At 70.0% G+C, this 18,787-nt stretch carries 19 protein-coding genes and 2 riboswitches; of the genes, 13 read left to right on the plus strand and 6 right to left on the minus strand.

The genetic code is table 11. The features are described from left to right. Window positions 1–44 precede the first annotated feature (44 nt). From BTZ20_RS04345 to BTZ20_RS04355, 3 genes are all read right to left on the minus strand, one after another. Window positions 45–2,417 (minus strand): serine/threonine-protein kinase, encoded by a 2,373-nt coding sequence (locus tag BTZ20_RS04345; RefSeq protein ID WP_189636589.1) that lies wholly within the window; start codon window positions 2,415–2,417, stop codon window positions 45–47. 11 nt (window positions 2,418–2,428) lie between these two features. Beyond that, window positions 2,429–3,364: a glutamate ABC transporter substrate-binding protein gene (locus tag BTZ20_RS04350; protein ID WP_077040511.1), complete on the minus strand. Its 936-nt coding sequence runs from the start codon at window positions 3,362–3,364 to the stop codon at window positions 2,429–2,431. An 89-nt stretch (window positions 3,365–3,453) separates the two neighbouring features. Then, complete coding sequence (locus BTZ20_RS04355) at window positions 3,454–4,809, minus strand: hypothetical protein (protein WP_223263629.1); 1,356 nt, start codon at window positions 4,807–4,809, stop codon at window positions 3,454–3,456. Window positions 4,810–4,977: 168 nt separating this feature from the next. On the opposite strand from BTZ20_RS04355, the gene BTZ20_RS04360 reads away from it, so the two are divergent. Beyond that, the gene (locus BTZ20_RS04360) at window positions 4,978–5,871 is read left to right on the plus strand and encodes an NUDIX domain-containing protein (protein WP_077040513.1); all 894 of its coding nucleotides are present in this window, start codon (window positions 4,978–4,980) and stop codon (window positions 5,869–5,871) included. Between the two features lie 126 nt (window positions 5,872–5,997). Beyond that, window positions 5,998–6,753, plus strand: coding sequence for a CPBP family intramembrane glutamic endopeptidase (locus BTZ20_RS04365; RefSeq protein WP_083742519.1), 756 nt, complete (start codon window positions 5,998–6,000; stop codon window positions 6,751–6,753). An 8-nt stretch (window positions 6,754–6,761) separates the two neighbouring features. On the opposite strand, the gene thiE is transcribed toward BTZ20_RS04365, so the two are convergent. Further along, window positions 6,762–7,469 (minus strand): thiamine phosphate synthase, encoded by a 708-nt coding sequence (thiE, locus tag BTZ20_RS04370; protein WP_077040514.1) that lies wholly within the window; start codon window positions 7,467–7,469, stop codon window positions 6,762–6,764. Between the two features lie 26 nt (window positions 7,470–7,495). Then, window positions 7,496–7,606, plus strand: a riboswitch (TPP riboswitch). Between thiE and thiO the strand changes: the two genes are divergently transcribed. The 8 genes from thiO (at window position 7,603) to BTZ20_RS04410 (ending at window position 14,251) form a co-directional block, all read left to right on the plus strand. After that, window positions 7,603–8,670 carry a glycine oxidase ThiO gene (gene thiO / locus BTZ20_RS04375; RefSeq protein ID WP_077040515.1) on the plus strand — a complete coding sequence of 356 codons (1,068 nt, stop codon included), beginning with the start codon at window positions 7,603–7,605 and terminating at the stop codon, window positions 8,668–8,670. It overlaps the preceding riboswitch by 4 nt. A gap of 7 nt (window positions 8,671–8,677) precedes the next feature. Then, complete coding sequence (gene thiS, locus BTZ20_RS04380; protein WP_027501293.1) at window positions 8,678–8,896, plus strand: sulfur carrier protein ThiS; 219 nt, start codon at window positions 8,678–8,680, stop codon at window positions 8,894–8,896. Then, entirely contained in the window at window positions 8,889–9,659 is a 771-nt protein-coding gene (locus BTZ20_RS04385) for a thiazole synthase (protein WP_077040516.1), read from the plus strand. The genes thiS and BTZ20_RS04385 overlap by 8 nt, the downstream gene beginning before the upstream one ends. Before the next feature lie 108 nt (window positions 9,660–9,767). Then, on the plus strand, window positions 9,768–10,712 hold the full coding sequence (locus BTZ20_RS04390) for an ABC transporter ATP-binding protein (RefSeq protein WP_077040517.1): 945 nt from the start codon (window positions 9,768–9,770) through the stop codon (window positions 10,710–10,712). Then, complete coding sequence (locus BTZ20_RS04395; RefSeq protein WP_077040518.1) at window positions 10,712–11,506, plus strand: ABC transporter permease; 795 nt, start codon at window positions 10,712–10,714, stop codon at window positions 11,504–11,506. The genes BTZ20_RS04390 and BTZ20_RS04395 overlap by 1 nt, the downstream gene beginning before the upstream one ends. 108 nt (window positions 11,507–11,614) lie before the next feature. After that, window positions 11,615–13,096 carry a M28 family peptidase gene (locus BTZ20_RS04400; RefSeq protein ID WP_077040519.1) on the plus strand — a complete coding sequence of 494 codons (1,482 nt, stop codon included), beginning with the start codon at window positions 11,615–11,617 and terminating at the stop codon, window positions 13,094–13,096. A 39-nt stretch (window positions 13,097–13,135) separates the two neighbouring features. Further along, complete coding sequence (locus tag BTZ20_RS04405) at window positions 13,136–14,026, plus strand: adenylate/guanylate cyclase domain-containing protein (protein ID WP_077040520.1); 891 nt, start codon at window positions 13,136–13,138, stop codon at window positions 14,024–14,026. A gap of 45 nt (window positions 14,027–14,071) precedes the next feature. Further along, the gene (locus tag BTZ20_RS04410; RefSeq protein WP_077040521.1) at window positions 14,072–14,251 is read left to right on the plus strand and encodes a hypothetical protein; all 180 of its coding nucleotides are present in this window, start codon (window positions 14,072–14,074) and stop codon (window positions 14,249–14,251) included. A gap of 57 nt (window positions 14,252–14,308) precedes the next feature. Here BTZ20_RS04410 and thiD read toward each other — a convergent pair whose 3' ends face one another. Then, window positions 14,309–15,148, minus strand: a complete 840-nt coding sequence (thiD, locus tag BTZ20_RS04415) for a bifunctional hydroxymethylpyrimidine kinase/phosphomethylpyrimidine kinase (RefSeq protein ID WP_077040522.1) — start codon at window positions 15,146–15,148, stop codon at window positions 14,309–14,311. A 10-nt stretch (window positions 15,149–15,158) separates the two neighbouring features. After that, window positions 15,159–16,850 carry a phosphomethylpyrimidine synthase ThiC gene (gene thiC / locus BTZ20_RS04420; protein WP_077040523.1) on the minus strand — a complete coding sequence of 564 codons (1,692 nt, stop codon included), beginning with the start codon at window positions 16,848–16,850 and terminating at the stop codon, window positions 15,159–15,161. Then, window positions 16,842–16,949: riboswitch (TPP riboswitch) on the minus strand. Its footprint overlaps the gene before it by 9 nt. 155 nt (window positions 16,950–17,104) lie before the next feature. Here thiC and BTZ20_RS04425 point away from each other — a divergent pair. From BTZ20_RS04425 to BTZ20_RS04435, 3 genes are all read left to right on the plus strand, one after another. Beyond that, a complete protein-coding gene (locus BTZ20_RS04425; protein WP_077040524.1) occupies window positions 17,105–17,437 on the plus strand; it encodes a GNAT family N-acetyltransferase in 333 nt (110 codons plus the stop codon). A gap of 324 nt (window positions 17,438–17,761) precedes the next feature. Further along, window positions 17,762–17,962 carry a GNAT family N-acetyltransferase gene (locus BTZ20_RS29670; RefSeq protein ID WP_411269104.1) on the plus strand — a complete coding sequence of 67 codons (201 nt, stop codon included), beginning with the start codon at window positions 17,762–17,764 and terminating at the stop codon, window positions 17,960–17,962. A gap of 161 nt (window positions 17,963–18,123) precedes the next feature. Continuing rightward, window positions 18,124–18,783: a hypothetical protein gene (locus tag BTZ20_RS04435; RefSeq protein WP_077040525.1), complete on the plus strand. Its 660-nt coding sequence runs from the start codon at window positions 18,124–18,126 to the stop codon at window positions 18,781–18,783. Window positions 18,784–18,787 lie beyond the last annotated feature (4 nt).

Raw genomic sequence — 18,787 nt, forward strand, 5'->3', positions numbered from 1 at the left:
GCCGCGGTCCCCGTCCGATCGGGCGGGGACCGTGCGATGCCCGCTCAGACCAGGCTCTTGGGCCGGATCGAGTTGGCGAGGTCCACGAGCGCGTACCGGTGTCTGCGGTCCTCGGCGTTGCGCGCGAGGGCCCGCAGCCCGGCCTCGGTGCCGGCACGCAGACCCCGTTCGGTGAACGCGACACCGAGGATCGGTTCGTGTTCGGATTTCGCGACGTGGCCGAGCAACACCCAGTCCAGCGCGGTGCCGAGGACAAGCGTGCGCATCTGCAGCGCCCGACCCTCGTTGGGCGGCAACGCATTCACCCGGCGGGCGGCCTCCCTGATCGCGGTCTCGCGGATCTCCTCGATCGGCCCGCCCGAGAGCAGCGTGAGCACCGAGGTCATCCGGGCGACGTTGAAATGCCGTGAGCTCGGCGGCACCTGATCGAGAGCCGCGATCGCGCCGGTGGTGTCGCCCTTGTCGGCCAGCTGCCTGGCGAGCCCGAAGGCGGCGCTGACCATGCTGCGGTCCGTGCGCCATACCGTTCGGTAGTACTTCTCGGCGAACCTGCGCCACTGCTCGGGCTGGTCGGTGTCCCAGTGCTGCAGAATGAGTTCCGCGGTGGCGGCCAATGCCAGCTTCGGGGCCATCTCGCCGGGGAGCGCCTCGAGCACGGACTCGAATTGGCTCATCGCCTGCTCGTACTCGGCACCGAGCAGGGAGGCCATGCCGCCGTACCAGTCGACCCGCCAGTTCGATCCCTTTGCCGAGCTGAGCGAACCGAGCACCCGAGACGCCTCGGTCGCGTCGCCGAGGTCGAGGTGCGCCTTCGCCTCGGCCAGCGCGATCTCGGCCGTGAACCCGGCGCTGCCGTCCACCGTTCGCTCGAGCCCGTTCGCCCTGGCGTGGCGGATGGCGTCCAGGGTCTGATCCGGCTCGGCGTGCACCGCGGCGGCGAGCAGGGCTGCGCTCGGGTCAGACGGGTTGATCAGAGGAACGGCAAGCGCGGCCGTGATGTCGCGCCCCGACATGGTCGGCTCGTGCTTGCGGCCGTCGACATAGACATCGGTCTGCCGCACCGCCTCCTCGGTCCCGAAGGTGGTGCGTTGCGGGCTGAACAGTTCGGAGAGCCCCGGACGCTCCTCGTTGGTCTGCTGGGCCAGGACCTCGCGCAGCACCCCGGTGAGCTGGCTGGCCATCTCCTCCGCGGAGCTGAACCGGTGGTCGGGATCGGCGGCGGTCGCCCGCAGCAACAGCCGATGGAAGGACTCGTACTCGGCGATCAGCGGTGCCTGCTCGGGATCAGGCAGACCGTCGAGGTATTTGCCCTTGGCGGAAGGCATCTGGAGGCTGAGCACGGCGAGGGTCCGGCCGACCGTGTAGATGTCGGAGGCGACGGTCGGACCGGTCCTGAGGATCTCCGGCGCCTGGTACCCGGGAGTGCCGTAGAGGTAGCCGTAGTCCTCGATGCCGGCGACCGCGCCCAGGTCGATCAGCTTGAGCTGATCGTCGGTGATCATGATGTTCTCCGGCTTGAGGTCGTTGTAGACCAGGCCAACCGAATGCAGGTAGCCGAGCGCGGGCAGGATCTCGAGCACGTACGCCATCGCCTGTTCGACCGGAATCCGTTCCGGCCGTTTGTGAGTGCTGAGTACGTCGCGGAGCGAATGCCCGGCAACGTACTCCATGACGATGTACCCCATCGGGCTGCCGTCGGGCCGCGGATGCTCGACGAAGTTGTAGATCTTCACGATGCTCGGATGCGCCACCTCCGCCAGGAACTGCCGTTCGGCGAGCGCGACCGCCTGCGCCTCGGCATCCCCGAAGTGCAGCAGGCCCTTGAGCACCACCCAGCGGTCGCTGACGTTGCGGTCGATCGCGAGGTAGATCCAGCCGAGCCCGCCGTGCGCGATACAACCCTGCACCTCGTACTGACCGGCGACCAGATCGCCGGAACCGAGCAGCGGGGTGAAGTCGAAGATGGTGCCGCAGGAGGGGCAGATGCCGGCCGATGCCCCAGGTTCGGAGTGGCCCTTGCGGCCGACCGGCTTCCCACATTTCCAACAGAACCGCTTGTTCTCCGGCACGACGGGATCGGCCATCACCGCGTCGGCGGGCTCGACGGCGGTGACCGGCGGGACCTCGACCAGCCCGGCGCCGAGGCGGCGGCGCACGCTCGTCCGCGACCGTTGCGAGCGACTCCCGCGCCCGGTGGTGCGGGCGGGCGCGGTCGATTCCGGTGCGGTCGCCTGGGTGCGGCCGGACGCTTCCGGTGCGGAGGCCTGGGTCCGGCCGGAGACCTCCGGCGCGGAGGCTTGGGTCCGGACCGACGGCTCCGGCATCGACGCCTGGGTCCGCATCGACCGCTCGGTCGACGCGATCGGCGGCTCCGGGACCGACGGCTCCTGTCCCGGATCTCCTTGCGTTCCAGCCATTGTCTCCGCTTTCAGTCCAGGTAGTGCGGGACCGGTGGGCCCGGCGACGGCCCGAGTACTCTCAGCCACCGATCGTAGATCCGATTCCAGGTGCCGTCTCGCCGCATCCGCTCCAGGCTGCCGTTGACCATCCGCACCAGGTCGTCGTCCGACTTGTTGATCCCGATCCCGTACGGTTCCGAGCTCAGGCTCTCGCCCACGATCTCCAGGTACGGGTCCTGTGCCGCCAGGCCGGCCAGGATCGAATCGTCGGTGCTCACCGCGTCGACCTGACGCTGCTGCAACACCACCAGGCAGTCGCCCCAGTTCGGGACCGTCACCACCGTCGCCTCGGGTTGCACCAGCTGGATGCGATCGACGGAGGTGGTGCCCTCGGCCGCGCAGACCCGCTTGCCCGCCAGATCGGCGGCGCCGGTGATGCCGGACCCCTTGACCGCGAGTACCCGCTGCTGGGCCTCGAAGTACACCGTGGAGAAGTCGACCTTCTCGCGGCGCTCGCACGTGATCGTCATCGTCTTGACCACCGCGTCGACCGTGCTGTTCATCAGCGCCGGGATGCGACCGGCCGAGGGCAGGATGCGGAACTCCACCCGGCTCGGGTCGCCGAGCAGGTCGCGCGCCAGTTCGCGGGCGATGTCGGCGTCGAAGCCCTCGATGGCGCCCGTCGCCGGATCGCGGAAGCTGAACAGGTTGCTGCCGGTGTCGAGACCGACGACGAGTCTGCCCCTTGCCTGGATCTCGGCGAGGGAGGCGCTCGGCGGTGGCGGCTCGGGTGGGCCGCCGGGGAGGGGACGCAGGCTCGCCGTGGGGTCCCCACAGTTCGCCGCGTTCGTCGGAGGCCCCGTCGGCGGCGGTGCGATCGTGGCCCCCTCGGGCAGGGGAGGTTCGGTGTAGCCGCCGGTGTCCGCGACGATGCCCGGCTGGGCCTGCGTGCAGCCGGCCGTCATCAGGGACGCGGCGACGAGCAGGGCGGCCCCAGCGGTCCGCCATCCCGGTCGCGCCGGACGCCGCCCGGCCGATCCGAATGCAGGTCTCGTCACTGGTACTCCCGAAGCCGTGGCCACAGGCCGACCCCGACACCGGCCGCGGCCACCGCAGAGAGCACGAGCGCACCGGTTCCGAGGCCGTACAGGGTCGAGTGGGCGCGGTCGATATCGGCGCGCAGCTCGCTGCGGGTCGTCATGATGGCGTCGTCGAGCGCGGCATCGGCCCTGGCGAAGTGTGCCGTCGAGTCCTCCTCGCCGGGGCCGGTGACCACGGCAGCCGCCCCGGCCCAGTCGCCGTTGTCGAGCAGGCGCTGCACCCGCTCGTGCGCGGCGGACCAGTCCTTCCCGGCCTCGGCGGCCTGGCTGACCAGATCGATGGCCACCTTCACGCGGCCGTCGTTCGGGTACTCGGCCAGGATCTCTTCGAGGCGTGCCAGGTGCGTCCCGAACGCCTCCGCATAGCCGCCCTTCACGTCGCGGCGGACGAGGCCGAGGGTCTCGTCGGCCCTTGCCTGCTGCGCGAGGATGCGCCCGGTGGTCAGCTGCATCAACGGTCGGGCGCCCTGCTCCAGGGCCCGTCCGGTGGACGTCGAGGAGATCAGCCCGGCGATCAGCAGCCACCCGAGCAGTGCCGCGATCGCGACGGCGGACAGGATCAGTCCCGGGTTCAGCATCCGCCGGGTCCATCCGGCGAGCAGGACCAGGCCGACGACGAGGGCGATCAGCGACAGCAGGAGCAGGCCGATCGCCAGCCAGGGCGGGGTGGCGAACTCGTCCTGGTTCTGCACGACGGCCTCCGCCTGCTGGCCGTGCAGTTCCTCGGCGATCGGGAGCAGGGTCGACTGCATCATGGACGAGGCCTCGCGCAGGTACGCGGTGCCGACGGGATAGCCGCTGCGGTTGTAGGACCGGGCCGTCTCGATCAGGCCGGTGTAGACCGGCAGCCCGGTGGACAGCTCGGTGAGCAGCCGCTGGCCCGACGCGTTCGTCTCGATGATGCCGCTCGACGCGCCGATCAGGTCGGCTGCCGCCTCGCCGATCGACTGCGTGTACCGGTCGCGGACCACGGTCGGTTCGATGCCGCCGAAGATGAACGCGGTGGTGGCCGCGGCGTCCGCGATCGAGAGGGAGCTGTAGAGGTTCTGGGTGGCGTTCGCCTGGGGCTCGACCTGGTTGAGCAGCGTGTCGAGGGTGCGCTGCCGGTCCGCGACCTGGATCGCGGCGACGGTGCCCGCGACCAGTGCCACCACGATCAGCGCGGTCCCGAGCGCGAGCAGCTTGGCGGGGGTCGTCCTGAGGAACTCGGACAGCCGGGTGTATCGGCCATGGGGATCGGCAGACCCGACGGACCGCGGCGCGAGATCATCGCCGAGCGGTTCCGTCGACGGTGCTTCCCGAACGGCCACCACGCACCCTTCCCAGCTGGCCCGGATGCCAGTCAAGGGGAGCATATAAGCAGTAACTGAGCTTTGTTGTGCGTGACTGGCCTAAGTTCGGTCGTGAACGAGTTGACGAGGCGCGAGGGACCGCGTGGGGTGCGACGTGGCCGGATGTGGGGCAGGTGAACGAAGTCGATGCGCGGTGACGGGGACGGCTGGGCCAAGAGCGATGACGGAATTCGGCATTGGGGCAAATTCGGCGCGGCGGGGCTGCTACTCCGCGCTCCCGCGGCCGACGGAACCCCGACCGTGCTCCTGCAGCACCGCGCCCAGTGGAGTCATCAGGGCGGCACCTGGGCGCTGCCCGGCGGTGCCCGCGACAGCCACGAGTCGACCGTCCACGCCGCCATCCGCGAGGCCGAGGAGGAGGCCGGTATCCCCGGCTGCGAACTGAGGGTCCGTGCGGAACGGGTGACCGCCAACGCCAGCAGCGGGTGGAGCTACACGACGGTGATCGCCGACGCGGCAGGTCCGCTGACGACGGTGCCGAACGGTGAGAGCACGGAACTGCGCTGGGTGCCCGAGGGCGAGGTGTCGGGGTTGCTGCTGCACCCGGGTTTCGCGGCGAGCTGGCCGCAGTTGAGGAGCACGCCGGTCCGGCTGCTGCTGGACACCGCGAACGTGCTGGGTTCGCGGCCGAACGGATGGTGGAGGGACCGGGCGGGGGCGACCGGCGAACTGCTCGCCGCGCTGGCGGCGACGCTGCCGAGGACCATCGAGCTGCCGGACGGCGGATTCGGCTGGCTGCCGCGGATCGAGGCTGTCCTGGAGGGTCAGGCGCGCACCGTCACGGCGGTGGACGCCCGGGTGCCCGTGCACGTGGCCGCGGGCAGCGGGGACGACGAACTGGCCCTGCTGGCGGGCACCGAGCTGGCGATGGCCGCGGGCGGCGGCATCGGCCACCCGGCCTTCGGCGGCGTCGATCAGCACCTGACCGCCGTGGTCACCGCGGACCGTGGGCTGCGCGAGCGCCTGCCGGAGACGGTCGTGCAGCTGTCGCCGTCGACCGTGCTGGGGTGGCTGGACTGAGTCGTGCCCTCCTGGCGGGTGGAAACCCAGGACAAAGTGGTTGCTTTGGTCGGCGCCATCGTTCGAATTCGTCTAGCTTTCAAGTGATCTGAGTCCTCTCGGTCCTAGCAGAAGCTGGAGCGCGATATGACCTACGACGACCCGACCGCGACAGGTGTCGAGGCGGCCCCGCCCGCTGCGACCCCGAACCCCGATTTCCCCTACTACAACGGGATTCCCCAGACCATCACCGGCAGGCAATGGTGGATCATCACGGGCGCCGTCGCGGTCGGGTTCTCATTCATCATGTTCTGGCCCTTCGGCGACGCCTGGAGTCACTGGGTTCCTGCCCTCGCGCTCCCCGCGATCCCGCTGCTCGTGCTGCGCCACTTCGCGCCGGACCACTGGACGGCGATCTTCCGCCGGGTCGGGGTCCGTGACGTTCTCCTGATGGTCGGGATCTTCGTCCTCAACTTCCTCGTGACCATCGGTGTCGGGGCGCTGCTGACGGCGTTCACGGACGCCGAGGCCAACCCAGGCGCCGACGGCCTCGCCGATGCGTCGACGACCGAACGGATCCTGTTCTTCATACAGGCCATCCCGCAGTTGCTCGGCGAGGAACTCCTGACGATCCTGCCTCTGCTGGGGCTCATGTACTACTTCTACACAAAGCTGAAGTGGTCGCGGAGGACCGCGATGATCCTGGGCTGGCTGATCACTGCGGTGATCTTCGGGGCCGTCCACCTGCCCACCTACGACTGGAACGTGGCCCAAGCCCTCATCGGTATCGGAATCGCGCGGCTGGTCCTGTCCCTCGCGTTCCTCATCACCAAGAACATCTGGGTTTCCACGGGCGCCCACATCCTCAACGACTGGGCGATCTTCGCAGGCAGCATGTCCTGACCGGGGTGCTAGCGGCGGACGGCGTTGCGGGACAGCGCTTCGGCCAGCGAACGGGCCGCCGCCTGTGGGTCGCGCGCCTCGGTGATCGCCCGCACCACCACGATGCGCTCGGCCCCGGCCTCGAGGATCTCGGGCAGCCGTTCCTCGTCGATGCCGCCGATCGCGAACCACGGGCGGGTCGGGTGCGAGTCGGCGGTCGAGCGGACCAGGTCGATGCCCGAGGCGGTCCGGCCGGGCTTGGTCGGGGTGGCCCAGACCGGCCCGGTGCAGAAGTAGTCGACGTCGTCCTCGATGGAGGCGAGCTGTGCCTGCGCGCGGCTGTGCGTCGAGCGGCCGATCACCACGTTCGGGCCGAGGATCCGGCGGGCGTAGTGCACCGGCAGGTCGCCCTGGCCGAGGTGCAGGACGTCGGCGCCCGCGGCCAGTGCCAGGTCGGCACGGTCGTTCACGGCGAGCAGCGCGCCGTGCCTGCGAGCGGCCGCGGCGAGCTCGGCCAGCGCGCCCAGCTCCTCCTGGGTCTCCATCGGGCCGAGCTTCCGCTCGCCCGCCGACCCCTTGTCGCGCAGCTGGATGATGTCGACGCCGCCGGACAGCGCGGCCTCGGCGAACTTCGCGAGGTCGCCTTTGTCGCGTCGAGCGTCGGTACAGAGATACAGACGGGCGGTGGCGAGGCGTTCTCGAGGGGTGAGGTGCCTGCCGGAATGCGAGGGGTGCACGCTCTCAACGGTAGTCTCTACGCAGAGAGAAGTGACACGGGAGTCCCGGCGAACGCGGGGCTGAGAGGGGGCCGCGAGCCCCGACCGTCATACCTGACCCGGATCATGCCGGCGCAGGGAGTGAGGTGGAGTAGTGAGCAGAACCGTCGCGGTGATCGGTGGCGGCGCGATCGGTCTGTCGATCGCGTGGCGTGCCGCCCAGGCAGGCTGGAGCGTCACCGTCCACGATCCGGCGCCCGCATCCGGGGCGTCGTGGGTGGCGGGCGGGATGCTGGCACCGCTGTCGGAGGGCTGGCCGGGCGAGGACGCGGTCCTGCAGGTCGGGGCAGCCTCGCTGGCCCGCTGGCCCGACTTCGGCGCCGAACTCGAGACCCTGTCCGGCGAAACGTTGTTCACCTCCCATGGCTCGCTCACCGTCGCGCTGGACGCGGCCGACGCCGCGGACCTGCGGACCGTGGCCGAGTGGATCGCCGGCCAGGGCTACGAGCTGGAACTGCTCTCGCGCGCGCAGATCCGGGCCGCTCAACCGTCGCTGGCCCCCAACATCCGGCTGGCCCTGCTCGCCGCCACCGAGTCCGCCGTCGACAACCGCGCGCTGATCGCGGCACTGCGGTCGGCCTGCGTCGCGGCGGGGGTGGAGTTCGTCGCCGAGGCGGTCACCGATCCAGGGGCGTTGGCCGCCGACCAGGTGGTGGTGTCCGCCGGCACCGCGTCCGCGCGGCTGTGGCCAGGGCTGCCGGTCCGGCCGGTCAAGGGCGAGATCCTGCGGTTGCACCGCAGGCCAGGGGTGGCGCCCGCCCCGACCATGACCATCCGCGGCAGCGTGCACGGGCGTCCGGTGTACCTGGTGCCGCGCGGCGACGGCCTGGTGGTCGGCGCGACCCAGCACGAGTCGGGGGAGGACACCCAGGTCACCGTCGCCGGGGTCCGCGACCTGATCGCCGACGCGCAGACGCTGATGCCGAGCATCGGGGAGTACGAGCTGCACGAGTGCGCCGCCGGACTTCGCCCGATGAGCCCCGACAACCTGCCGATCATCGGCCGGGTGTCGGACCGGGTGGTGCTGGCCACCGGGCACGGGCGCAACGGCGTGCTGCTGACCCCGCTGACCGCGGACGCGGTGGTCGCCGAGCTGGACGGCGCGCCGTTGGCGGAGGCCAAGAGCGCCTCCCCGGAACGTTTCACCTTCAACGATGAGTGAGGACTCGATGACGAACACACCGGTGAACATCGGGATCACCGTCAACGGCGAGGACCATCAGCTGTCCGAGCCGCTGACCGTGGCCCAGCTGCTGGAGCACCTCGGCCTGCCCAGCAAGGGCATCGCGGTCGCGGTGGATGGTGCGGTGTTCCCGCGGGCATCATGGGACACCCCGGTCGGCAAGGGCTGGGAGATCGAGATCCTGACGGCGGTGCAGGGTGGCTGAGCCGTTCGCCGCAGATCGTCTGACCATCGCCGGTCGCGGCTTCGGCTCCCGATTGATCATGGGCACCGGTGGCGCGGCGAACCTCGCGGTGCTGGAGGAGGCGCTGGTCGCGTCCGGCACGGAGCTGACCACCGTGGCGATGCGCCGCGTCGACGCGGCGGGCGGCACCGGGGTGCTCGACCTGCTCCGCAAGCTGGACATCGCCCCGCTGCCCAACACCGCCGGCTGCCGCGGCGCCGCCGAGGCGGTGCTCACCGCACAGCTCGGCCGGGAGGCGCTGGAGACCGACTGGGTGAAGCTGGAGGTCATCGCCGACGAGCGCACCCTCCTGCCCGATGCGATCGAATTGGTATCTGCCGCAGAACAACTCGTCGACGACGGATTCATCGTGCTGCCGTACACCACCGACGATCCGGTGCTGGCCCGGCGGCTCGAGGATGTCGGGTGCGCGGCGGTGATGCCGCTCGGTGCGCCGATCGGGACCGGACTCGGCATCTCGAACCCGCACAACATCGAGATGATCGTGGCGGCGGCCGGGGTCCCGGTGATCCTCGACGCGGGCATCGGCACCGCGAGCGACGCGGCGCTGGCCATGGAGCTCGGGTGCGACGCCGTCCTCCTCGCGACCGCGGTGACCAGGGCCAAGGACCCGGCGCTGATGGCATCGGCGATGGCGTCCGCGGTGACCGCCGGTTACCTGGCCCGTCGCGCCGGACGGATCCCGAAGCGGTTCTGGGCACAGGCGTCCTCACCCGACCTCTGACCCCGACCGACCGCCGCGCACCCTCAGGGTCGGGTCATCCCTAGGTATGACACGGGACGCGACCTGCGGGCGATGTGCGCGGGCCCGGACTGAGGAATCCTTCACGTCATGATTGAAGTGAGGGGTTTGACGAAAGAGTTCGGGCCCACGAAGGCGGTCGAAGACCTGACCTTCACGGTTCAGCCCGGCATGGTGACCGGATTCCTCGGACCGAACGGTGCCGGTAAGTCCACGACGATGCGGATGATCCTCGGCCTCGACCGGCCGACCGCGGGAACCGCGCTGATCGACGGCAAGCCGTACCACGACCTGAAGCAGCCGCTCCGGACCGTCGGCGCGCTGCTGGACGCGAAGTGGGTGCACCCCAACAGGTCCGCGAAGGCGCACCTGCAGTGGATGGCGGCGTCCAACGGGATCCCGATGTCCCGTGTCGACGAGGTGCTGCGGCTGGTGGGCCTGACCGAGGTCGCGGGCAAGAAGGCCGGCGGGTTCTCGCTCGGCATGTCCCAGCGGCTCGGACTGGCTGCCACCCTGCTCGGTGACCCGAAGGTCCTGCTGTTCGACGAGCCGGTCAACGGGCTCGACCCCGAGGGCATCGTCTGGATCCGAAAGTTCATGCAGCGCTTGGCGGCCGAGGGGCGCACGGTGCTGGTGTCCAGTCACCTGCTCTCCGAGATGGCGCTCACCGCGGAGCATCTCGTGGTGATCGGTCGGGGACGCCTGATCGCCGACACGACCGTCAAACAGTTCGTCGACCGGTCGTCCGAATCGACCGTGCGGGTGCGCAGCCCTCAGCTGGATGCGCTGCGGAGCGCGCTGACCTCGCAGGGGCTCACGGTCCGCGAGGACGGCACCTCCGAACTCGGTGGCGCGCTCATCGTGCTCGAGGCGACCACCGACGTCGTCGGCCAGATCGCGGGCGCCCAGGGAATCGTCTTGCACGAGTTGGCAGCCCAGCAGGGGTCCCTGGAGGACGCCTTCATGAAACTGACGGGGGACGATGTGCAGTACCACGCTGCAGGCGTCGACGAAGTGATGGGAGGGGCGCTCTGATGGGTGTCGTGAACGCAGAACGGATCAAGCTCACCTCGACCCGGTCGCCGTGGTGGTGCACCGTCGCGATCATCGTGCTCGGCCTCGGCCTGGCCGCGGTGATCGGGCTGAGCGCCAAGGCCAGTTACAACACCTTCCTGGACCAGATCGCGGAGGGCGAGAAGCCCGACTTCGAGCCGTTCCTGCCCACGCTCGCGGACGCGGTCGGCGGGGTGTCCGGGTTCGGCGTGCTGGTCCTGATGATCCTCGCGGCCCTCGCGGTGACGAGCGAGTACCGGTTCGGCATCATCCGCACCACCTTCCAGGCCGTGCCGAAGCGCGATTCCGTGCTCATCACCAAGGCAGGCCTGATCGGCGGCTTCGGTGCACTTCTGACCTTCGTGCTCACCTTCGGTGCTTACGCGATCGCGAAGGCGACGGCGGGATCCGATGCGGGTGCGGCGCTGAAACTGTCCGGGTCCGAGGCCTGGCGGGCGATCTACGGCGTGCCGATCTACGCCTTCCTGTGTGTGGTGCTCGCGGTCGCGGTCGGCACCCTGCTCCGGCAGTCGGCGGGTGCCATCGCGCTGCTGCTGCTCTGGCCGCTGATGATCGAGAACCTGTTCAGCCTGTTCGGGCGGTTCGGCGAGAACATCAAGCCGTTCCTGCCCTTCATGAACGCGAACAACTTCCTCGGTGCGCCGCAGGGCGTCGATTTCCACTGGGGACCGTGGGGCAGCCTGGTGTACTTCGCGGCCTTTGTCGCGGTGGTCTTCGGACTCGCCCTGTTCACCGTGAACCGCCGCGACGCCTGAATCCGCGGCCACACCACGAGCGTGCGCGCCCGGTACCCGATCTCGGGTACCGGGCGCGCACGTGTGTTTTGGGGCCGATCCGCCGCCGGCGCGCAGTACGCTCGGCAAATGCGACAGTCCATTCGGGCACGGGTCGGAGCATCTACCGCAGCAATGCTGGCCGGGATCGCGCTGGTATCCGGGTGCGGACGGGACGAGGAGGAGTCGCCGCCCGCACCGCCGGTCGACGGGCAGTCGCTGGCGGCGGCCGTCGGCGGCGACGCCGTCGCCGCGCACATGGAGGCGCTCGAGCGGATCGCCACGGACAACGGGGGCAACCGGGCCGCGGGGACCGCGGGCTACGACGCCAGCGTCGACTACGTCGCCGACCGGCTCCGGGATGCAGGCTTCGAGGTGTCCACCCCCGAGTTCGACGTGGACCGCTTCATCGCCGGGCCGGTGGAACTGCGGGCGGGGGATCGCCAGTTCACCGCCGGCACCCTGGAGTACTCGCCTGCGACGCCGCCGGAGGGGATCACGGCGCGGACCCTTGCCCTGCCGGACGACGGCAGCCCCGGCTGCGAGGCGACCGACTACGACGGGCTCGACGCCGCAGGCGCGATCGTGGTGGTCCGGCGCGGGGTCTGCCCGTTCTCGGCGAAGGAGCAGACGGCCGCCGATCGCGGCGCCGTCGCCATCGTCGTGGTCAACAACGAGGACGGCCCGCTGGCAGGCGGCACACTGGGGGAGGACACGGACCCGCGGATCCCCGCCGTGAGCGTGCCGGGCTCCGAGGGCTCGGCGGTCGCGGCCGCACCGGAGCTCTCGCTGAAGCTGGAGGCGGTCACCGAGGCCGCCAGGAGCCGAAACGTGATCGCGCAGACCACGACCGGGTCGACGGAGAACGTGGTGCTGGTCGGCGCGCACCTGGACAGCGTCGAGAAGGGCCCGGGGATCAACGACAACGGCTCCGGGTCGGCCGCGGTGCTCGAGACCGCGCTGCGGCTGGGCAGCGCGCCGAACGTGACGAATGCGGTGCGCTTCGCCTGGTGGGGCGCGGAGGAACTGGGCCTGGTCGGATCGGAGCGGTACGCCGAGGGGCTCGACGAGGGTGAACGCGAGGACATCGCGCTGTACCTGAACTTCGACATGCTCGGCTCGCGGAACGCCGGGTACTTCACCCTCGACGGCGACGATTCCGACCAGGACGGCGCCGGACCGGGACCTCAGGGTTCCGACGCGATCGAGCGAACCCTTGGCGGCTACCTCGCCTGGCGCGGGATCGTTGCGGACGGAACCGATTTCGACGGCCGATCCGATTACGGCCCGTTCATCGAGATGGGGATACCGTCGGGTGGGGTGGACAGCGGGGCGGACGAGCGCAAGTCCGAGGAGCAGGCACTGAAGTGGGGCGGCACCGCGGGCGAGACCTTCGATCCCGGCTACCACTCGCCGGAGGACACCCTGGCGAACGTGGACCGGGCGGCGCTGGCGCAGAACGCGTCGGCGGTGGCGTTCGGCGTCGGTACCTACGCGAACTCCATCGACGGCCCGGACGGGGTTCCAGCCCGGGCGGACCGGGCGAAGGCGCGGGAGGGCGCCGGACAATGACCCCGATAGTATCTGTGACTCTGAGTTACACTTTGGCCTGTGACTGAGGACCCCTCGACCTCGGGCGTCGACCCCACCGACGCGAGCGACCGCGGCGCCACGTCTGGGCGCTCCGCGGGCTCCGCGCCTGCGCGCCGCAGCAAGCCCGAGGCCGTCGCCCGGTGGGTCCGCGGGGTCAACACCCGACCGCAGGTGGTCGACGCGTTCCGCAAGGTCCGCCGGGCACTGCCGGGCGACCCGTCCTTCGGCGATCCGCTGTCCACGGCGGGACCCGGCGGCGTGCGGGCGATGGCCAGGGCGGCCGACCGGTTCCTCGACGACGGACCCGGTGCCTCCCGCGAGGTGAGCCTCGGTGCGCTCCAGGTCTGGCAGGCACTGCTCGAGCGGACCGGTCGCGGCCGTGGCCCGCGCGAGGTGACCATCGTCTTCACCGACCTGATCGGATTCTCGAGCTGGTCGCTCGGCGCGGGCGACGAGGTGACCCTCGAGCTGCTGCGGGAGGTCGCGAAGGCGGTCGAGACTCCGATCGTCGACCGCGGCGGCCAGGTGGTCAAGCGGATGGGCGACGGGCTGATGGCGGTCTTCGCCAGGCCGGACCGCGCCGTCGAGGCGATGTTCGCCGCCCGTGCCCAGCTCGCGGAGGTGGAGGTGGAGGGCTATCGACCGCGGATGCGGATCGGTGTGCACACCGGGTCGCCCCGGCAGATGGCATCCGACTGGCTCGGCGTGGACGTGAACGTGGCCGCTCGCATGATGGAACTCGGCGGGGACGGCAACGTCATCGTCTCCGAGACCACGCTGGCGGCGCTCGAGCCGGGGTTCCTCGCGGACCTGGGCGCTGCTGCCAAGCCCTACCGGCGGGGGCTGTTCGCCGCCCCGATGCGCGGGGTCCCGGACGGCCTGCGCATTTTCACCGTCCAGGCACGATGAGGTCGGGCATTGCCACCCGTGGCGCCGTCGGCGGACACTGGATGAATGGTTGACAGGGAGCAACGCACACCCTTTTACGGGGTGGTGATGATTCTCGCGGCGCTCGGGGCCTCGATGGCGGTCAGTTACTACGGGCCGGCTTGGTTCCGCGTCACGGTCTACATCCTCGCGGTGTTGGTGGTCCTGGTCGGAGGCGTCATGACCTTCAGGGACTACTCGCGCTGACGTTGCGCGTGCTGTGCGCGTCGCCCCGGTTCGGGAGGGGCGACGCGCACAGACGCGTCAGTGCAGGCGCCAGAGCGGGGAGACCGGACCGTGGCCGGCGCCCAGGTCGTATGACGCGGCCAGGCATCGCGTCACCCACTCCTTGCCGAACGCGACCGCCTCGGGCATCGAGTACCCGTTTGCCAGCGCGCACGCGATCGCCGCGGCCAGGGTGTCCCCGCCGCCGTGATCGTTCCCGGTGTCGATCCGCGGGCTGGTGAACTCGTGGAAGACATCGCCGTCGAAGAGCAGGTCGGTGCTCGAGGTCGAGGTGCGCAGGTGCCCGCCCTTGACCAGCGACCACTGCGCCCCGAGCCCGTGCAGCGCCTCGGCGGCCCGACGGGCGGAGACGTCGTCGACCACGTCGATCCCGGTGATGAGCCTGACCTCGTCCAGGTTCGGCGTCACCAGCGAGGCGATCGGGATCAGGGTGTGCCGGACCGCGTCGAGCGCCTCAGCGTGCAGCAGGGGATCGCCGTGCATGGACGCACACACCGGGTCGACGACCAGCGGCACCGCATGCCCGCGCCCGATGCCCACCTCACCACAGACCTCCGCGACGGCCTCGATGATCGCGGTGGACGCGAGCATCCCGGTCTTGGCCGCCCCGACTCCGATGTCGCCGACCACCGACCGCACCTGGTCGGCGACGATCTGCGGCGGGATCTCGTGGAAGCCGCTCACCCCGACCGAGTTCTGCACCGTCACCGCGGCGACGGCGACGCAGGCGTGCACGCCGCACATGGCCATCGTCCGGGAGTCGGCCTGGATGCCCGCACCGCCGCCGGAGTCGGTTCCGGCGATGGTGAGGACGCGGATCGGGGTCTGTCCGTCCGGGGTCAGCGGCAGCAAATTCACGCGTGCGAGCCTATCCACCGGCAGGAACGACGGGCAGGTAGACCTGGTTGCCGTGGTCCGCGAACTCCGAGGACTTCTCCGCCATGCCGTCGGCGATCATCCGGTCGATGTCCTCCTGCGTTTCGAGCCCGTTCTGCTCGGCGTACTCGCGCACGTCCGCGGAGATCCGCATGGAGCAGAACTTCGGCCCGCACATCGAGCAGAAGTGCGCGGTCTTCGCCGGCTCCGCGGGCAGGGTCTCGTCGTGGTATTCGCGGGCGGTGTCCGGATCCAGCGACAGCGCGAACTGGTCGCGCCAGCGGAACTCGAAGCGTGCCCTCGACAGCGCGTCGTCGCGCTCCTGGGCCCGCGGGTGCTGCTTGGCGAGGTCGGCGGCATGCGCGGCGATCTTGTAGGTGATGACGCCGACCTTCACGTCGTCCCGGTTGGGCAGGCCGAGGTGTTCCTTTGGTGTCACGTAGCAGAGCATCGCGGTACCAGCCTGCGCGATCATGGCCGCGCCGATCGCCGAGGTGATGTGGTCGTAAGCGGGCGCGATGTCGGTGGCGAGCGGGCCGAGGGTGTAGAACGGCGCCTCCTCGCACAGCTCCTCCTCGAGTCGGACGTTCTCCACGATCTTGTGCATCGGGACGTGCCCGGGGCCCTCGATCATCACCTGCACGCCATGGGATTTCGCGATCTTGGTCAGTTCGCCGAGGGTTCGCAGCTCGGCGAACTGTGCCTCGTCGTTGGCGTCCGCGATCGACCCGGGACGCAGCCCGTCGCCGAGCGAGAAGGTCACGTCGTATTCGCGCAGGATCTCGCAGAGTTCCTCGAAGTGTGTGTACAGGAACGACTCTCGGTGGTGTGCCAGGCACCAGGCCGCCATGATGGAGCCGCCGCGCGAGACGATCCCGGTGACCCGCTTGGCGGTCAGCGGAACGTACCGCAGCAGCACCCCGGCGTGCACGGTCATGTAGTCGACGCCCTGCTCGCACTGCTCGATCACGGTGTCGCGGTAGATCTCCCACGTCAGTGCGGTCGGGTCCCCGTTCACCTTTTCCAGTGCCTGGTAGATCGGCACCGTGCCCACCGGCACCGGCGAGTTGCGCAGGATCCATTCGCGGGTCTGGTGGATGTCCTTGCCGGTGGACAGGTCCATGATGTTGTCCGCGCCCCATCGGGTGGCCCAGACCATCTTCTCGACCTCCTCGGCGATGGAGGAGGTGACCGCGGAGTTCCCGATGTTCGCGTTGATCTTCACCAGGAACCGCTTGCCGATGATCATCGGTTCGGACTCGGGATGTTTGTGGTTCGCGGGGATGACGGCCCGTCCAGCGGCCACCTCCTCGCGCACGATCTCGGCCGAAACTCCTTCGCGGGCAGCGCAATAGCGCATCTCTGCGGTGATGATCCCGGCCCGGGCCCATGCCAGCTGGGTGCGTGCGAGATTGGGTCCGCCGCTGCCGCCGATGTCGACGGCCTCCGGCTTGACCCAGCCGTCGCGGGTCTTCGGGAGGCCTGCCTCGAGGTCGATGGTCGCCCGCGCGTCGGTGTACGGGCCAGAGGTGTCGTACAGGTCGAGGTGTTCGCCGTTGGTCAGGTGGACCCGACGGACCGGCACGGACAGCCCGTCGACGGTCAGGTACTGCTTGCTGCTGCCCTCGATGGGGCCGGTGGTGACGGTGGTGACGGTGGTTCCGGAAACAGAGGTGTCCCTCATGCGTGCTCTCCCTACGCCGGCATTACCCGGTCAGGTTCAACGGTCGACGGCCCTAGCCGTCCTCTCAGCCCGCTGGTGCGAGCCCCCGTGGGTTGTGTAGTTGTCGGGCACGACCCTAGGGCACCGCGCGTGAGCGGTCGAGCGCGGGCGGGCCGTGGAGACTTCTTGGCGCAAATCGCCGGCGCAGGAGCGACCGCGTGCCTATAGTGGCGTAAATCACATTGTGATTACGGATCGGGCAAGGAGACGGGCACATGATCACGGAATCGCCGACGGCAGAGGTGACGAACAATGCAGGTCAGAACCGGTTTGAGCTGAGGCTCAACGGGGACCTCGTCGGCATTCTCGGTTATTACGACTTGGACACACGGAGCGCGAAGCGATCCTCGGCAGCGACGCCGGTGGTCTCCTTCATGCACACCGTGATCGTCGAGGACTTCGGTCACCGGGGGCTCGCCGCGGTGATGGTGCGCCGGGCCCTCGACGCGGCGCGGGGCTACGGCTGGAAGATCCGGCCGGTCTGCACCTATCTCCAGCGATTCGTCGCGGACAACCCCGAGTACCGGGACCTCATCGTCCCCGTGTGAGAACTTCGGGTGCCGATTCGGCCACGATTCGATGGTGACTGGGCAACAAATCGCACCATCGGCCCCAAATCGGGCGACTGGGCCGGGGCGGGACTGCTTCCATGGTGAGGTGTCTCACATCTTCAAGCGACCTCCCGTCCCGGCAGCGGTGGTGACTGCGCCCGCCCCTGTCCTCGCGAACCCGGCGCTCGCGCGCGTCGTGGACAACCCCTCGCACGCCCGCTTCGACCTCTGGGTCGGCGACGAACTGATCGGCATCCTCGGCTATCGCGGCGGGGGGATTCGACCGAGTTCACGGGCGGGCGCGGGGAGGTGGTCGCGCTCATGCACACGGTCGTCAAGGAGGAATACGGCGGTCGCGGCTGGGCCGCCGTGCTGGTCGGCGACGTGCTGGCGCTGTCGAGGGAACGCGGTTGGCGGTTGCGGCCGGTCTGCACGTATGTGCAGCGCTACCTGGGCGCCCACCCGGAGGAACTGGACCTGATCGTCGACGAGGACTTCAGCCCGACCCCGAATTCGCCGTAGTCCGACACGGAGAGTGGCACTGACCCTATGCTTCCCCTGACCCGTGGCGGTCGGGGCTGGAAAACGGGCATCCGAAACAGATTTCGGCTTCCCCCGGCACCGCGGCTGCGGGCGTCATCTCATCGCTTCGCGTATCGACGCGCCGTGTAACTGGGGGAAGAATGACGATCGTTGCTGACGTGCGCGAGGGCGCCCAGGGCAGGTCGGCTCGAGCGGCCGGGATCCCGGCCGATGTCAGGGCGGGGACGGCCTCGCTGGCCGTCGCGCTCGGCGTCGCGGGGTTCGCACTTGCCTCGGTGGCCGTCGCGCCGCCCGCGCAGGCGGGCCCGATCCGGGAGTTCGCCAAGTTCGTCGCGACCCAGGTCGAGGCCAGCACCGCGCAGATCAAGCTCGAGTCCGGACGGTTCGTCCGGGACACCCAGACGAACGCCATCGCCGCGGTGAACGAGGCGGGCCGTGTCCTGGAGAACCTCCCGTTGCGCATCGAGGTCGACGGCGCGATCCAGGGCATCACCTATTCCATCGCCGAGGGCGGCAAGGTCGTGTCGGCGGTCGTCGACACCGCGATCGACGCCGGGGTCGTGGTGGCGGCGGAGGTCGTCAACCAGGCCGGTGCCTTCGCCGAGGAGTGCGTGAAGTCCGGCGTGAAGCCCGCGATCGCGGGAGCACTGTCCGGCGCCGTGACCGCGGCATCCGCCGCGGGTGTGGCCGCGGGTCCGGCCGGGCTGGTCGGCGGAGTGGCCGTGGGTGCCGCCTCGGGTGCGGTGACAGGCTTCGCGGGAGGCTGCGCGGACGGCCTGGTCAGGGAGCTCGTCCGCTAGGTGA

This window comes from Rhodococcus sp. MTM3W5.2, from assembly GCF_001984015.1.
GTDB classification, from domain to species: Bacteria; Actinomycetota; Actinomycetes; order Mycobacteriales; family Mycobacteriaceae; genus Rhodococcus_G; species Rhodococcus_G oryzae.